This window comes from Mycolicibacterium frederiksbergense, from assembly GCF_012223425.1.
GTDB lineage: Bacteria > Actinomycetota > Actinomycetes > Mycobacteriales > Mycobacteriaceae > Mycobacterium > Mycobacterium frederiksbergense.
This window is the reverse complement of record NZ_CP038799.1, coordinates 3,272,404-3,287,157: the sequence shown is the minus strand read 5'-3', so window position 1 is coordinate 3,287,157 and position 14,754 is coordinate 3,272,404. Positions and strand designations below refer to the sequence as shown.

Genomic DNA, 14,754 nt, shown 5'->3' with positions numbered 1-14,754 from the left:
ACACGCATTCCTACACTCCAGACATGAAGACCAACGCGGCGATTCTGTGGGAGTACGGCGGCGACTGGACCGTGGAGGAGATCGACCTCGATCCGCCGGGCGACGGTGAGGTGCTGGTGTCCTGGGAGGCGACCGGGCTGTGCCACTCCGACGAACACATCCGCACCGGCGACCTGCCCGCACCGCTGCCCCTGATCGGCGGCCATGAGGGTGCCGGGATCGTGCGCGAGGTCGGGGCCGGCGTCGTCGGGCTCGCCCCGGGCGATCACGTGGTCGCCTCGTTCCTGCCGGCCTGCGGGCGCTGCCGGTTCTGCTCGACCGGCCACCAGAACCTCTGCGACCTCGGCGCGATGATCATGGCGGGAACCCAACTCGACGGCACCTACCGGCGCCGGGCACGGGACCAGAACGTCGGCGTGATGGCCCTGGTCGGCACGTTCTCCCAACACGGCACCGTGCCCGAGGCCTCCATCGTCAAGATCGACGACGACATTCCGCTGTCCCGGGCCTGCCTGCTGGGCTGCGGTGTCACCACCGGCTGGGGTTCGGCGGTCAACACCGCCGACGTCGCACCCGGCGACACCGTCGTGATCATCGGGCTCGGCGGTATCGGCAGCGGCGCCGTCCAGGGCGCGCGGCTGGCCGGTGCGGAGAAGATCCTCGTCGTCGAACCGGTGGAAGCCAAGCGGGACTTGGCTTTCCGATTCGGCGCCACCCACTTTGCCACCTCACTGCCCGAGGCCACCGCGCTGGTCGCCGAGCTGACCCGCGGGGTGATGGCGGATTCGGCCATCCTCACCGTCGGACTGCTGGAGGGCGCCATGCTCGAGGACGCCGCCAACATCATCCGCAAGGGCGGCGCGGTGGTCATGACGGCACTGTCGACGATGGCCGACAACTCCCCCACCCTCGGAATGATGATGTTCACGCTGTTCCAGAAGCGGCTGCTGGGCAGTCTTTACGGGGAGGCCAACCCGCGCGCGGACATCCCGCGGCTGCTGTCGCTGTACCGGGAGGGCAAGCTGCTGCTCGATGAGACCGTCACCCACGAGTACAAACTCGCCGAGGTCAACGAGGGCTACCAGGACATGCGCGACGGCCGCAACATCCGCGGGGTGATCCTGCACGACCACTAGCCCCAGCGTCCGACGTCACCGGGATATCGGGAAGAATATCCGCGGGACGGGAGGACCGGTTGACATCCACGCTCGGCGGCTACGCCAGAATCACGGCGGCCCTGACCATCGTCATCGTCATGATCGCCGCGGGCTGGTTGCACCGGTCGCCGTGGGTGGTTGCGGTGGCGACGCCGGCATTCACCGTGCTGTACGCGCTCGGCAAATGGAATGCCTGGACGGCCGCCTGGCGTGCCGGCGGACTCAAGCAGATCGTGGCGGCGACGATGGTGACGCTGCCGATCCAGGCGGTGTTGGCCGCGGTGCTCTACGTACTGGGCCTGGGTCTGGGTCGTCTGGTCGGCGGCTACCGACCATTGGCGGCGCTATCGGCCGGGGATGTCGCCGCGGCGGTGGTTCTGTTCGGTATCGGGGTGGCACTCAGCGCAGTCGTCATCCGCGCTGAGAAAGTTCGGCCAGAACCCGCAGCGCGCATATCGACAACCGAAGAACCCGAGGTCGATGTCGACCCGACCCCGCTCACCATCGACACATTTTTCACCTCACCCGGCTATTGGCGGGTCAACGCTGCCCGCACCGCGCTGGAGAAGCGTGGGGAGACCGTGGTGCGACCGCCACTGGCGGCGCGCGAGGACATGATCGCGGCCGCGGAGCAGCGGCTGGGGGTCCGGCTGCCCGACACCTTGCGCACGCTGTACGGCGTGTGCAACGGCGGGTACGTCGACTGGCTCTATGTGCCGTTGAAGGCCGACCCGCAGCCGGTGTACGACGACTGGCGCGGCGCCTTCTCGATCGACTATTCGCAGTTGGCTCCGGTCGAGACGCTGCGCACGGTCAACGAGCATTACCACGACTTCACCGACGATCCCGACGAGATCCCGGCCGGGGCCGACCAGCAGGTCATCCTGCAGGCCCGCTACGGCGACATGACGCTGCTGGACTACTCGCGCGGACCCGCGCCGCGGGTGCTGATCGTCGACTACGACAAGTACGGCGGGGACCCCGTCGATATCGCCTTCGACGATTTCGACACCTTCTTCGCCGCGCTGCGCCGCGACCGAAGCAGGTCGCGTGACACAGCGCCCGCACGCCCCCTTGGCGCGCCGCTGGGCGAGGCTGCCCAGGAGCACCGGGCACGCCGCTTCTGGGGTGCGGGCTCCGCACATCCCTTCCACGCCAACGCCGGCGCGGCCGAACATGGCGCCGACGATGATCTCGTGGCGGCCACCCACGCCCGGCTCGGGGTGACGTTGCCCGCCGGACTGATCACGTTGTGGCGGGCAAAGAACGGTGGTGGCGTCGCATCGAGATTCGTGGGGACGTCCGATGACCGGACCGAGGTGATGCGGTTCCCGGTGCCGCTGGAGTACATCGTCAGCCTCGCCGCACTGTCGGACCGGATCGAGTTTCCCCCTGGCGAAACACCATGGGGGCAGCGGCATCCCGGCTCCGACCGGCTGATGGTGCTGGAAGCAGATCATGACCGCGCGGTACTGCTTGACTACCGGGGCGGGCCCGAACCGGCGGTGCTGGCGGTGGCCGATCTGGGCCGCCCTCTCACCGAGGCCTCCCGATTCGAGGACTGGGATGCGCTGGCGGCGCAGTTGCGGTTCCAGATCGGCGGTTGGGATGACGTGGCCGCACCGCATGCGGACGACCTCTGAGCACGTCAGTGCATGTCCACCAGTGACTGCCCGACCGGGATGACGTAGGTGGACAACATCAGCGTGCGCACCTGCCCCACGTTGACCGCGTCGTGGACCACCCCGGCCGGGATGAGGAACGGGTCCCCGGTGTGCACATACTGCGTGGGCCGGTCGTCGAACCGGAACTCGATGTCGCCGGCCACGATGTAGCCGACCTCAGGACCGGGGTGGGAATGCCGGCCGGACCGCGTGCCCACCGGGATCTCGGTGCGGGTCTGCACGATCTCGAAGGCCGGGTCCGGCGCGGGCAGTCGCTGCAACTCGGTGCGCGTCACTCCCGCCGTCGGCTCGTTGTCGGCGCGGGCGACGCCGGCCTCCAGGGCGCAGGCCGTGCCGGTCACGACGGCGAGGGCGGCCACGGCGGCGAACCGCGTCAGTGAATTCGTCATGCGTCCATGACAGCAGCACCTGCCGATCACGTCCAACGATGACTTTCGATGACCCTCATCGATGAAAACGATGAGATGGGTTCGCCGCTGCGGTCCGGCGGCAACATCCTCGAAACGCGCAGGACACCGGAAAACAGCGAAGCTGCCCGATCCTGTTCCCATGTCGGCACCTACCAAGAGCCAGCGCAAGCGCGTACACCCCGTTGACGAGGTGCTTCCCCTTCCGAAGCTGGCCGCCTACGGCTTCCAGCACGTCGTCGCGTTCTACGCGGGCGCGGTGCTGGTACCGATCCTGATCGCCAACGCCCTGGGGCTGTCCGGCGAAGAGCTCGTCATGCTGATCACCGCCGACCTCTTCACCTGCGGTATCGCCTCGATCATCCAGGCGGTCGGGTTCAAGAACGTCGGGGTGCGGCTGCCGCTGCTGCAGGGCGTGACGTTCGCGGGCGTCGCGCCGATCATCGCGATCGGCCTGGCCCACGGAGGCGGGACCGCGAGCCTGCTCTACGTCTACGGTGCGGTGATCGTGGCCGGTGTCTTCACCTTCCTGATCGCCCCCGTCTTCGTGAAGCTGCTCAAGTTCTTCCCGCCCGTGGTGACCGGCACGCTCATCACCATCATCGGCTTGTGCCTGGTGCCGATCGGTGCGCTGGACGCGGTCACCAACCCGGCCACCCACGAGCCCGACCCCACCAACCTGCGCTGGGTTCTCTACGCGTTGGGCACCATCGCCGTGATCGTGGCGATCCAGCGGATCTTCCGCGGGTTCATGTCCACCATCGCCGTGCTGCTGGGCCTGATCGCCGGCTGCGCGGTGGCGTTCGCCCTGGGCGACATGAACTTCGACCGGGTCGGCGCCGCCTCGCTGTTCGGGTTCACACCGCCATTCGTATTCGGCATGCCCAAGTTCGACATCGTCGCGATCATCACGATGATCATCGTGATGATGATCATCGCGGTGGAATCGACCGGCAGCACACTGGCCACCGGTGAGATCGTCGGCAAGCGGGTCCGCCCGTCCGATATCGGCAATGTGCTGCGTGCCGACGGCGTGGCCACCACCATCGGCGGCATCTTCAACTCGTTTCCCTACACCGCGTTCTCCGAGAATGTCGGCCTGGTGCGACTCACCGGGGTGAAGAGCCGCTGGGTGGTCGCGGCGGCCGGCGTCATCATGATCATGTTGGGCTTCCTGCCCAAGGTGGCCGCGATCGTCGCGTCGATCCCGAACCCGGTACTCGGTGGCGCGGCCCTGGTGCTGTTCGCCACCGTCGCCGTCGTCGGCATCCAGACGCTGGGCAAGGTCGACTTCACCGACCACCGCAACGTCATCATCGTGACCACCAGCCTGGCGCTGGCGCTGCTGGTGACGTCGTACCCGGGCATCTCATCGGCATTGCCTGCCGGACTGGACATCCTGTTCGGCAGCGGCATCAGCACCGGCGCCATCACCGCCATCGTGCTCAATATCGTGTTCTTCCACCTCGGGAAGAAGGGACCGCGGGTTGCCGGCGGCGGCTCCATCTCCCTCGACGAGGTGAACACCATGACCCGGGAACGTTTCACCGAGGTGTTCGGACATGTCGTGCAGGATGTCGCGTGGGCCGCCGACCGTGCCTACGAGCAGCGGCCGTTCACCGACACCACCGCGCTGCGGGAGGCATTCCAGGATGCGGTGCTGACCGGCACGACAGATCAGCAGGAGGAATTACTCAACGCCTTCCATGATCTGGGTGCCGAGGACGAGACAGGGCAAGTGCTGGCGGTCGACCATGTGGCGCTGAGCAATCTGGACGAGGACGACCACCAGGACGTCGTGGGTCTGGCCACCGCCTACCGGGAACACTTCGGCTTCCCGCTGATCATCTGCGCGCGGGAGACCGAGCGCTTCGATAGGGTGCTGCGCAATGGTTGGTCGCGGATCGACAATTCCGCGGCCACCGAGAAGGCCTACGCGCTGATCGAGGTGGCAAAGATCGCCAACTACCGCTTCACCGATCTGGTCGCCGACGCCAATCCCATTGCCGCGGCCCGGTTCGGCAGGCTCAACGAACTCTCGTGAAGGCGATCGGACTGGAGGATTTCAACGCGCTGTCCGACCGGCAACGGATGCACCTGCTGTTCGAGGTGTGCTCATCGACGATCTGGGCGCGACGGCTGGTAGCGGGCTCACCGTTCCGGGATGCCGAAGCCCTCTACGACCGGGCCGACCGGGTCCTCGCCGAACTACCCGATGCCGAGATCGACGCCGCCCTCGACGGCCACCCACGCATCGGCGCCTCGGTTTCGGCGGCGCACAGCCCGTCGTCGGCCCGCGAGCAGGCCCGTGTCGCCGATGCCGGCGATGCAGTGAAAGCCGCACTGGCAGAGAAGAACCGGGAGTACGAGGACAGGTTCGGCTATGTCTACCTGGTGTGCGCCAGCGGGCGCTCCGCCGATGAACTGCTGGCCATCCTGACCGACCGCCTCGACAACGATCCGGAGACCGAGCGCCGGGTCATGCGCAGCGAGCTGGCCAAGATCAACCGGCTGCGCCTGGAGCGCCTGCTGAGCGAGCCGACATGATAGGCAGCATGACACTTTCCACACATGTCCTGGACGCCACCACAGGCCGGCCCGCCGCCGGCGTCGTAGTCACCCTCACCGCCGCGGGGACCAGGGTCGCCGACGGCATCACCGATGTCGACGGCCGTATCGCGGGACTCGGCGCGGAGCTGGCCGCCGGCGTATACCGGCTGCATTTCGACACCGGCGCCTATTTCGCCGCCGAAGGGATCAACGGTTTCTATCCGGAGGTCGTGATCGCCTTCGAGATCACCGATCTGACGGGTCACTACCACGTGCCGCTGCTGCTGTCCCCGTACTCCTACTCCACCTATCGAGGGAGCTGAACGTGAAGGTCGTGATCATCGGTGCGGGCATGGGCGGAATGAGCGCCGCCATCGCCCTGCGCCAGATCGGCATCGAGACCGCGGTCTATGAGCGGGTCACCGAGAACAAGCCGGTCGGCGCCGCCATCTCGGTGTGGTCCAACGGGGTGAAATGCCTCAATTACTTAGGCCTGCAGGAAGAAACCGCGGAACTGGGCGGCATCGTCGAGACCATGAGCTATATCGACGCGCACACCGGTGAGACCATGTGCCGCTTCTCGATGCAGCCGCTGATCGACGAGGTCGGGCAGCGTCCGTACCCGATCGCCCGCGCCGAACTGCAGTCGATGCTGATGCAGGCGTACGGCATGGATGCCATCAACTTCGGCATGAAGATGGTCAGCGTTGCCGACGGACCCGATGCGGCGACAGCGACCTTCGCCGACGGGACCACCGTGACCGCCGATGTGATCATCGGCGCCGACGGTGCGAGTTCGATCACCCGTGAGTACGTGCTCGGCACCCCGGTGACCCGCCGCTACGCGGGCTACGTCAACTTCAACGGCCTGGTCGACACCGACGACGCGATCGGTCCCGCCACCGAATGGACCACGTATGTCGGTGAGGGCAAACGTGTCTCGGTGATGCCGGTGGCCGGCGGACGCTTCTACTTCTTCTTCGACGTCGTCGAACTCGAGGGTGTGCCGTACGAGAGAGGGACCGCCCGCGAGGTGTTGCGCAGCCACTTCGCGGGCTGGGCTCCCGGGGTGCAGACGCTGATCGACAAACTGGATCCGCAGACCACGAACCGGGTGGAGATCCTGGACCTGGATCCCTTCCACACCTGGGTGAAGGGCCGGGTCGCTGTCCTCGGCGATGCGGCGCACAACACCACACCCGATATCGGGCAGGGCGGCTGCTCGGCCATGGAGGACGCCATCGAACTGCAGTGGGCGTTCAAGGATCACCCCGGCGATGTGCACGCCGCGCTGGCCGCGTATCAGTCCGCCCGCACCGAACGTGCCGGCGAACTCGTGCTGCGAGCGCGCAAACGCTGCGATGTCACCCACGCCAAGGATCCGCAGGCGACTGCGCAGTGGTACGACGAACTACGAAAAGAAGACGGCACCAACGTCATCCGCGGCATCGTCGGCAACATCCTGGGCGGGCCGCTCACCCCGGCTCGGTGACCAGCCGACCTCGTACGTAGACGCCATCGATGACGTCCTCACGCATGCTCATCAGCAGGGTGAACAGCAGGCGGTCGGCATCCTCGGGGTCTGTCCGCGCCAGCAGTTCGGGCAGCAGCGCCTGGCGTTGCGGGTCGACGACCAGGAAGTCGGCCTCCTTACCGGCGTCCAGGTTACCGATCCGGTCCTCGAGATCCAGTGCCCGTGCACCGGCCAGCGTCGCGGTGAACAGCAGGTCGGCGGGTGGGATCGAGAGTCCCTGTCCCTCGGGCTCGCTGATGTGCACCTTGAAGCAGTCGTTGAGCACCCGGGGGATCAGCCATTCGTCCCCGGCGGACACATCGGTTCCCAGCGCCACGGTGACCCCGCTCGCGGTGGTGCGCTGCCATGGCATGGTGCCCGATCCGAGAAACAGCTGCGAGGTCGGGCAGTGTGCGATCGAGCTGCCGGTCTCGGCCAACCGTGACAGCTCATGGTCGGTGCAGTGCACGGCGTGTGCGAACACACTGCGCCGGCCCAGCAGCGAGACACCACCGCCCGCGCACCGCCCGTCGTAGGTGTCCAGGTAGTGCTCCACACCGTAATCGGCACGTACCGCCTCGATCTCGCCGCGATTCTCCGACAGGTGGGTGTGGAAGTACACACCGTCGGCGCTGGCGTCCTCGTAGAGTTCTCCCAGCGCGCGCAGTGTCGTCTCGGTGACCGAGAGCGCGAAGCGGGGCACCACCGCTGCGTGGGTGAGTCCGCCGGCGTGGTTGTGCCATCGTTCGATCTCGTTGTGGGTGAGGTCGATTGCCTCGGCGTCCCCGGTCAACAGCGGCCCGGCGGCCGCGGGGCCCACCGTCTGGATACCACGCCCGGATATCGTGCGCAGACCCGCGGCGATCGATTCCTCGAACAGGGCGTCCTGGGCATGTGGAAAGGCGGATCCGAAGACCAGCGCCGTGGTGGTTCCGACGGCGATGCGCCGGCTGCAGAAGTCTCGCGCGACGCGGCGGGCGTAGCCGGTGTCGGCCAGCATCGCCTCCGCCGGAAAGATGCAGCGCTGCAACCAGTCCAGCAGCTGACCACCGCCGTAGGAGTCCACACAGTGGGTCTGCGGGAAATGGATGTGGGTGTCGACGAACCCGGGTAGCAGGAAGCCGGGACGGCAGTCGATGATCTCGGCGCCGGCCGCGGACTCGGGCAGCCCCGGGTACGCACCGCTGTAGCCGATCATCCCGGCGTCATCGACTGCCAGCGCACCGTCGGGGATGCTCACCAGATGTTCGCGCGCACCATCGAGGCGTGGCGCACCGCCGATGTGGATCAGATGACCGCGGTACACACGCATACACCGATTGTCACAGTGTCTGTGCCACCGCGCAGGTCATCGGCTTCGGCCTGCAGGCGCCCGGAACGGCGACTACGGTCGATAGATGGACCTCAACACCGTCGAGGCGGTGCACATCCCCACCCGCCGCGACGAGGTGTGGCCGCTGGGACCCACCGACGCCGTCCTCGCCGGTGGCACCTGGCTGTTCTCCGAACCGCAGCCGACGGTGACCCGGCTCGTCGATATCACCCGGCTGGGGTGGGCGCCGGTCGCCCTGGGGCCGGACGGGCTGGAACTCGCGGCGACCTGCACGCTCGACGAAGTCGCGTCGCTGTCAACGACGTTGCCCTCGGAATGCGCGGCCGCCCCGTTGTTCCGGCAGTGCTGCACCGCGCTGCTCGCCTCGTTCAAGATCTGGCGCACCGCGACCGTCGGGGGCAACATCTGCCTGTCCTTTCCCGCCGGAGCGATGATCTCGCTGTGCACGGCGCTGGATGCCTCGGTGACCGTGTGGCGGGCCGATGGTTCCGAGTACAGCTTGCCGGTCACCGAGTTCGTCACCGGCGAGGCCACCAACGTGCTGAAGACCGGGGATGTCGTTCGTGCCGTCCATATACCGGCGGCGGCGCTGCGGGCCCGGACCGCCTACCGCAAGCTCGCGCCGTCCCCGCTCGGCCGGTCCGGTGTGGTGGTCATCGGGCGCAGCGACGAGGACGGCGGATTCGTGCTGTCGGTGACGGCGGCCACGGTACGGCCCCACGTGTTCCGATTCTCCGCGGTGCCTTCCCCCGACGATCTGCGGGCGGCACTGGACGGGATCCCGGACCGCGACCTGACCCGCGATGCGCACGGCGACCCGGACTGGCGTCGGGCGGTAACGCTGACACTTGCCGAGCAGATCCGCGCCGAGCTGGCATGAAGCTCTCGGTCAACGGCTCCGACTGCGACGGGGACCCACGTCCCGGTCAGTGCCTGCGCACCTTCCTGCGCGAACACGGTCACTTCGAGGTCAAGAAGGGCTGCGACGCCGGGGACTGCGGCGCGTGTTCGGTGCTCGTCGACGGGGCCGCGGTGCATTCCTGCGTGTTCCCGGCTTTCCGCGCCGCAGGCTTGTCGGTGACGACGGCCGCCGGTCTGGGTACGCCGGATGACCTGCACCCCGTGCAACGCCGCTTCGTGGAGGCCGCCGGATTCCAGTGCGGATTCTGTACCGCCGGGATGGTCACCACCGCAACCACGTTGACCACAGAACAGATGTCGGATCTGCCGGAGCACCTCAAGGGCAACCTGTGTCGGTGTACCGGCTACCGGGCGATCACCGATGCGCTCTCCGGGGTGGTCAACATCGACAAATCCGATGTCCACGATGCGGGCCGGTCCATCGGCGCCCCGGCAGGGGTCCGGGTGGTCACCGGCACCGAGGAATACACCATGGACGACGCGCCCGCCGGGTTGCTGCACATGGCCGTGCTGCCGAGCCCGCTGGCCCACGCCCGCATCCGGTTCATCGACACCGCGGCGGCCGAGGCGATGCCTGGGGTGCGCCTGGTCCTCACCCACCGGGACAGCCCGCCGGTGCTGTTCTCCACGGCGCGCCACGAACTGCGCGACGATGATCCCGATGACACCGCCATCCTGGACGACACCGTGCGATTCGTCGGCCAACGCGTCGCTGCGGTAGTGGCGGATCGCTACGATATCGCCGAAAATGCCTGCCGGGCAATCATTGTGGACTACGAGGCACTGCCCTCGGTATTCGACCCCGACGCCGCCAGATCCACGGACGCGCCGCTGTTGCACGCAGACAAGGACTCTGGGTCGCGTATTGCCGATCCCAGCCGCAATCTGGTGGCCGAACTACACGGCGAGGTGGGCGATGTCGCGTCCGGGATCGCTGCCGCCGAGGCTGCGGGCGGGGCCGTGGTGCGTGGCCGCTGGCAGACCCAGCGGGTTCAGCACGTGCATCTGGAGACGCACGGCTGCACCGGATGGCGCGACGAGTCCGGGCGGCTGGTGATCCGCACCAGCACGCAGGTGCCCTTCCTGGTGCGCAACGAGCTGTGCCACATCTTCGGTCTCGGCGTCGATGACGTGCACGTGTTCACCAAGCGGGTGGGCGGCGGGTTCGGCGGGAAGCAGGAGATGCTCACCGAGGACCTGGTGGCCCTGGCGGTGCTGCGTCTCGGAGTACCGGTGCGCTACGAGTTCCAGCGCAGCGACCAGTTCACCGTGGCGCCGTGCCGGCACCCGTTCCGTGTCGATGTGACCGTGGCCGCCGACGGTGACGGGACGCTCACCGCGCTGGCCATCGACGTCCTCGTCGACGCCGGGGCGTACGGCAACCACAGCCCGGGTGTGATGTTCCACGGCTGCGGTGAATCCGTTGCGGTGTATCGAAGTCCGAACAAGCGGATCGACGCGCAGTCCGTGTACACCAACAACCTGCCTTCCGGCGCCTTCCGCGGGTACGGGCTCGGCCAGGTCATGTTCGCGATCGAGTCCGCAATGGACCAGCTCGCCGACCGGCTCGGCATCGACCCCTTCGAGTTCCGGCGCCGCAATGTCATCGTGCCCGGTGACAGTTTCGTGGATTCCCATGTGCTCGACGACGATCTGACCTTCGGCAGTTACGGGCTGGACCAGTGCCTCGATCTCACCGAGGCGGCCCTTCGGGCGGGTAACGGCGTCGCGGCGCCCGAGGGATGGCGGGTCGGTGAGGGCATGGCGGTGGCCATGATCGCGACGATTCCCCCGCGCGGGCATTTCGCGGAGGCCACGGTGTCGGTCGACGCCGAGGGCATCTACACCCTGGACATCGGCACCACCGAATTCGGCAACGGGACCACCACGGTGCACACGCAGCTGGCCGCCCACGAGCTCAACACCGTCGTCGAGCAGATCAGGATCCGCCAATCGGACACGGCCACCACCGGTTACGACACCGGTGCGTTCGGCTCGGCGGGCACGGTGGTCGCCGGGCGGGCTACCCAACTCGCCGCTCGTGAGCTTCAGAACGCCATGGTGGCCGCCGCTTCCGAGCTGACCGGGGTGTCACCGGCGCTGTGCAGACTGGACCGCAACGGGGTGCTGTGCGGCGCACAGCTGGTGGACTTCGGATCGTTGCCGGTGCCCATGACCGGAAGCGGAAAGCACGACGGCACACCGCGTTCGGTGGCCTTCAATGTGCACGCGTTCCGGGTCGCGGTGAACCCCGAGACCGGTGAGGTGTCGATCCTGCAGTCGATACAGGCCGCCGACGCCGGGGTGGTGATGAACCCGCAGCAGTGCCGCGGTCAGGTCGAGGGCGGCGTCGCGCAGGCGATCGGGTCGGCACTGTTCGAGGAGATCCAGATCGGTCCCGACGGCACGGTCGCCACCCAGACGCTACGCAATTACCACGTCCCGCAATTGGCGGACATCCCGATGACGGAGGTCTACTTTGCCGACACCTACGACGAACTGGGGCCGCTCGGCGCGAAGTCGATGAGCGAATCGCCGTACAACCCGGTCGCCCCTGCCCTGGCGAATGCCATCGCCCGGGCGTGCGGGGCGCGGGTCTATCAGTTGCCGATGACCCCGGCCCGGGTATGGCGGGCGATCAGAGCCGTTCGATGATGGTGACGTTGGCGGTGCCGCCACCCTCGCACATGGTCTGCAGCCCGTAGCGACCGCCGGTGCGCTCCAACGTGTTCAGCATGGTGGCGAACAGCTTGGCACCGGTCGCGCCCAGCGGATGCCCAAGGGCGATGGCGCCGCCGTTGGGGTTGACCTTCGCCGGGTCGGCACCGGTCTCCTTGAGCCAGGCCTGCACCACCGGCGCGAAGGCCTCGTTGATTTCGACGGTGTCGATATCGCTGATCGACAGGCCGGTCTTCTCCAGCGCGTAGTGGGTGGCCGGGATGGGTCCGGTCAGCATGAACACCGGGTCGGCGCCACGAGCGCTGATGTGATGGATGCGGGCGCGCGGCTTGAGACCATGGGTCTTGACGGCGTCCTCCGACGCGAGCAGGACGGCACTGGCGCCGTCGGAGATCTGGCTGGCCATCGCGGCGGTCAGTCGTCCGCCCTCGACCAGTGTCTTGAGTCCGGCCATCTTCTCCAACGAGGTCTCCCGTGGGCCCTCGTCGATGGCGAATCCGTCGACCGGGATGATCTCGTTCTCGAAGTACCCGGCCCGGATCGCCTCCTGAGCACGCTGGTGGCTGGTCAACGCGAACTGCTCCATGTCCTCGCGGGACAGGTTCCACTTCTCGGCGATCATCTCCGAGCCCCGGAACTGCGAGATCTCCTGATCGCCGTAGCGATGCAGCCAGCTCTTGGACTCGTTGGTCGGCGAGGTGAAGCCGAACTGCTCGCCGACGATCATCGCCGAACTGATCGGGATCTGACTCATGTTCTGCATGCCGCCGGCGACGATCACATCGGCGGTACCGGACATGATCGCCTGCGCGCCGAAGGAGATGGCCTGCTGGCTGGAGCCGCACTGGCGGTCCACGGTGACACCGGGCACCTCTTCGGGGAAGCCGGCGGCCAGCCAGGACAGCCGGGCGATGTTGCCGGCCTGTCCACCGATGGCGTCCACGCAGCCGGCGATGACGTCGTCGACGGCGCCCGGGTCCAGATCGGTGCGCTCGAACAGTCCCCGCCAGGCGGCCGCGCCGAGATCCACCGGGTGCACACCGCTCAGCGATCCGTTGCGCTTGCCGATCGCGGTACGAACGGCATCGATGACGTACGCCTCAGCCATGTCAGACTCCTTTATCGGTGATTCCGCCAAGAACGATGGCGAGATATTGGCGGCCGACTTCCTCGGCCGTGAGGGGTCCGCCCGGCTGGTACCACCGGACCGACACCCAGGTGGTGTCACGGATGAAGCGATAGACCAGATCGACGTCGAGGTCGGCCCGGAACGAGCCATCGGCGACACCCGCGTGCAGCAGGTCCACCCACATCTTGCGCTGCTCGCGGTTGCGGTCGTCGACGAACGCGAACTGGGGCAGCGAGGAGAGTCGCTTGGCCTCGTCCTGGTAGATCACCACCTGCGCGTGCCGGTGTTCGATTGCCTCGAAAGAGGCCATGAACAGGCCCTTTACCCGATCCAGCGGGGTGGATTCTCCCGCGATGATCTCCTGGTAGCGACCGAAGAGCCAGTCCAGGAAATCCCTGAGGACCTCTTCGACCATCTGCTCTTTGGACTTGAAATGGTGATACAGGCTGCCCGAGAGAATGCCCGCCGAATCGGCGATATCGCGCACTGTGGTCGACTTGAGGCCGCGCTCGGCGAACATCGTCGCGGCAAGCTGCAGGAGCTCGTCGCGGCGGCTTGCCGGCTGCGTCATTCCGACAGCGTACCAACCAAGCACTTGCTAGGTCGAACGGTGGAGTGGGTGAGTCAGCGAGCCATCAGCGCGAAGACGCCCCACCCGAGATACTCGCGCTGATATCGCGTGTACCGGGTGGGCTCGGCCGTGAGTTCGGCGCGGACCTGCCCCGCCAACTCGTCATCGGCATTGTCGTCGAGCCAGCGACGCATAGTGAGCCATTGCGCCGCCTGGTACTGGTCCCAACTCTCCTGATCGGCCAGCACCATCTGGACCACGTCGTAGCCGAGACCACCGAACTGCTCGATCAACTCCGGCAGTCCCAGAAAGTCATCCTCGCCGCCGGCGAGGCAAGCCCTCGCAGTGTCCCGATCCGGGACCCGCCTGCGCCAGAATGGCTCTCCCACCAGGGTCAGTCCGCCGGGACGCAGACTCCTGCCGAGCAGTTCGATGGTGCCCGCCACTCTGCCACCGATCCAGGTAGCACCAACGCAGGCGGCGAGATCAACCAGCTCCTCCGCGATGAACCCGGACGCGTCATCGTGCAGGAACGTGACCCGCTCTGCCACACCGAGTTCCACGGCACGGGCACGGGCCTGCTCGGTGAACAGCGGGCTGATATCCACCCCGGTACCGGTGACCTGGTGATCGCGAGCCCATGTGCAGAGCAATTCGCCCGAGCCACTGCCGAGGTCGAGCACCCGGGTCCCGGACGCCAGGTGCAGCGCCTGGCCCAGATAGGCGAGCTTCTCGGGGCTGAACGGGTTGTGGATACGGTGGTTGCTCTCCCGAACGGCGAAGATGCGCGGCAGATCCACCGGTACGCT

13 protein-coding genes are annotated in these 14,754 nt (G+C 67.3%); 8 read left to right on the top strand and 5 right to left on the bottom strand.

The window, feature by feature from the left end; genetic code table 11:
• The first annotated feature begins 23 nt into the window (after positions 1–23).
• On the top strand, positions 24–1,136 hold the full coding sequence (locus tag EXE63_RS18845) for an NDMA-dependent alcohol dehydrogenase (protein WP_168143170.1): 1,113 nt from the start codon (positions 24–26) through the stop codon (positions 1,134–1,136).
• A gap of 59 nt (positions 1,137–1,195) precedes the next feature.
• The gene (locus tag EXE63_RS18840) at positions 1,196–2,800 is read left to right on the top strand and encodes an SMI1/KNR4 family protein (RefSeq protein ID WP_168143169.1); all 1,605 of its coding nucleotides are present in this window, start codon (positions 1,196–1,198) and stop codon (positions 2,798–2,800) included.
• Between the two features lie 5 nt (positions 2,801–2,805).
• Here the strand turns inward: EXE63_RS18840 and EXE63_RS18835 are convergent, their stop codons facing one another.
• Positions 2,806–3,231 carry a cupin domain-containing protein gene (locus EXE63_RS18835; RefSeq protein ID WP_168143168.1) on the bottom strand — a complete coding sequence of 142 codons (426 nt, stop codon included), beginning with the start codon at positions 3,229–3,231 and terminating at the stop codon, positions 2,806–2,808.
• Between the two features lie 160 nt (positions 3,232–3,391).
• Between EXE63_RS18835 and EXE63_RS18830 the strand changes: the two genes are divergently transcribed.
• Genes EXE63_RS18830 through hpxO form a run of 4 tightly spaced genes read left to right on the top strand, consistent with a single transcriptional unit; the run spans position 3,392 to position 7,291 of the window.
• Positions 3,392–5,293 carry a PbuX/PucJ/PucK family nucleobase permease gene (locus EXE63_RS18830; protein WP_168143167.1) on the top strand — a complete coding sequence of 634 codons (1,902 nt, stop codon included), beginning with the start codon at positions 3,392–3,394 and terminating at the stop codon, positions 5,291–5,293.
• Positions 5,294–5,340: 47 nt separating this feature from the next.
• Positions 5,341–5,796 carry a 2-oxo-4-hydroxy-4-carboxy-5-ureidoimidazoline decarboxylase gene (uraD, locus tag EXE63_RS18825; protein ID WP_234904607.1) on the top strand — a complete coding sequence of 152 codons (456 nt, stop codon included), beginning with the start codon at positions 5,341–5,343 and terminating at the stop codon, positions 5,794–5,796.
• 8 nt (positions 5,797–5,804) lie between these two features.
• On the top strand, positions 5,805–6,122 hold the full coding sequence (gene uraH / locus EXE63_RS18820; RefSeq protein WP_168143165.1) for a hydroxyisourate hydrolase: 318 nt from the start codon (positions 5,805–5,807) through the stop codon (positions 6,120–6,122).
• 2 nt (positions 6,123–6,124) lie between these two features.
• Positions 6,125–7,291 carry an FAD-dependent urate hydroxylase HpxO gene (hpxO, locus tag EXE63_RS18815; protein ID WP_168143164.1) on the top strand — a complete coding sequence of 389 codons (1,167 nt, stop codon included), beginning with the start codon at positions 6,125–6,127 and terminating at the stop codon, positions 7,289–7,291.
• On the opposite strand, the gene EXE63_RS18810 is transcribed toward hpxO, so the two are convergent.
• Positions 7,275–8,624, bottom strand: a complete 1,350-nt coding sequence (locus EXE63_RS18810) for a guanine deaminase (RefSeq protein WP_168143163.1) — start codon at positions 8,622–8,624, stop codon at positions 7,275–7,277. The two genes, hpxO and EXE63_RS18810, sit on opposite strands and share 17 nt — an antisense overlap.
• A gap of 85 nt (positions 8,625–8,709) precedes the next feature.
• Between EXE63_RS18810 and EXE63_RS18805 the strand changes: the two genes are divergently transcribed.
• A complete protein-coding gene (locus EXE63_RS18805; protein WP_168143162.1) occupies positions 8,710–9,525 on the top strand; it encodes an FAD binding domain-containing protein in 816 nt (271 codons plus the stop codon).
• On the top strand, positions 9,522–12,221 hold the full coding sequence (locus EXE63_RS18800) for a molybdopterin-dependent oxidoreductase (protein WP_168143161.1): 2,700 nt from the start codon (positions 9,522–9,524) through the stop codon (positions 12,219–12,221). The genes EXE63_RS18805 and EXE63_RS18800 overlap by 4 nt, the downstream gene beginning before the upstream one ends.
• Here the strand turns inward: EXE63_RS18800 and fadA6 are convergent.
• The 3 genes from fadA6 to EXE63_RS18785 are packed head-to-tail and all read right to left on the bottom strand — an operon-like array spanning position 12,205 to position 14,745.
• Positions 12,205–13,353, bottom strand: a complete 1,149-nt coding sequence (fadA6, locus tag EXE63_RS18795) for a steroid 3-ketoacyl-CoA thiolase FadA6 (protein ID WP_168143160.1) — start codon at positions 13,351–13,353, stop codon at positions 12,205–12,207. The genes EXE63_RS18800 and fadA6 overlap by 17 nt on opposite strands.
• 1 nt (position 13,354) lies before the next feature.
• Positions 13,355–13,945, bottom strand: coding sequence for a TetR/AcrR family transcriptional regulator (locus tag EXE63_RS18790; RefSeq protein WP_168143159.1), 591 nt, complete (start codon positions 13,943–13,945; stop codon positions 13,355–13,357).
• A 53-nt stretch (positions 13,946–13,998) separates the two neighbouring features.
• Positions 13,999–14,745 (bottom strand): SAM-dependent methyltransferase, encoded by a 747-nt coding sequence (locus tag EXE63_RS18785; RefSeq protein ID WP_168143158.1) that lies wholly within the window; start codon positions 14,743–14,745, stop codon positions 13,999–14,001.
• Between the last annotated feature and the right edge of the window lie 9 nt (positions 14,746–14,754).

What these genes read in the sequence shown, in the direction of transcription:
- uraD (WP_234904607.1), top strand. Translation starts at nt 5,341, where the DNA reads ATGCACCTGCTGTTCGAGGTGTGCTCATCGACGATCTGGGCGCGACGG.
- EXE63_RS18790 (WP_168143159.1), bottom strand. Translation starts at nt 13,945, where the DNA reads ATGACGCAGCCGGCAAGCCGCCGCGACGAGCTCCTGCAGCTTGCCGCG.
- EXE63_RS18830 (WP_168143167.1), top strand. Translation starts at nt 3,392, where the DNA reads ATGTCGGCACCTACCAAGAGCCAGCGCAAGCGCGTACACCCCGTTGAC.
- fadA6 (WP_168143160.1), bottom strand. Translation starts at nt 13,353, where the DNA reads ATGGCTGAGGCGTACGTCATCGATGCCGTTCGTACCGCGATCGGCAAG.
- uraH (WP_168143165.1), top strand. Translation starts at nt 5,805, where the DNA reads ATGACACTTTCCACACATGTCCTGGACGCCACCACAGGCCGGCCCGCC.
- EXE63_RS18810 (WP_168143163.1), bottom strand. Translation starts at nt 8,624, where the DNA reads ATGCGTGTGTACCGCGGTCATCTGATCCACATCGGCGGTGCGCCACGC.
- EXE63_RS18805 (WP_168143162.1), top strand. Translation starts at nt 8,710, where the DNA reads ATGGACCTCAACACCGTCGAGGCGGTGCACATCCCCACCCGCCGCGAC.
- EXE63_RS18845 (WP_168143170.1), top strand. Translation starts at nt 24, where the DNA reads ATGAAGACCAACGCGGCGATTCTGTGGGAGTACGGCGGCGACTGGACC.
- EXE63_RS18800 (WP_168143161.1), top strand. Translation starts at nt 9,522, where the DNA reads ATGAAGCTCTCGGTCAACGGCTCCGACTGCGACGGGGACCCACGTCCC.
- EXE63_RS18835 (WP_168143168.1), bottom strand. Translation starts at nt 3,231, where the DNA reads ATGACGAATTCACTGACGCGGTTCGCCGCCGTGGCCGCCCTCGCCGTC.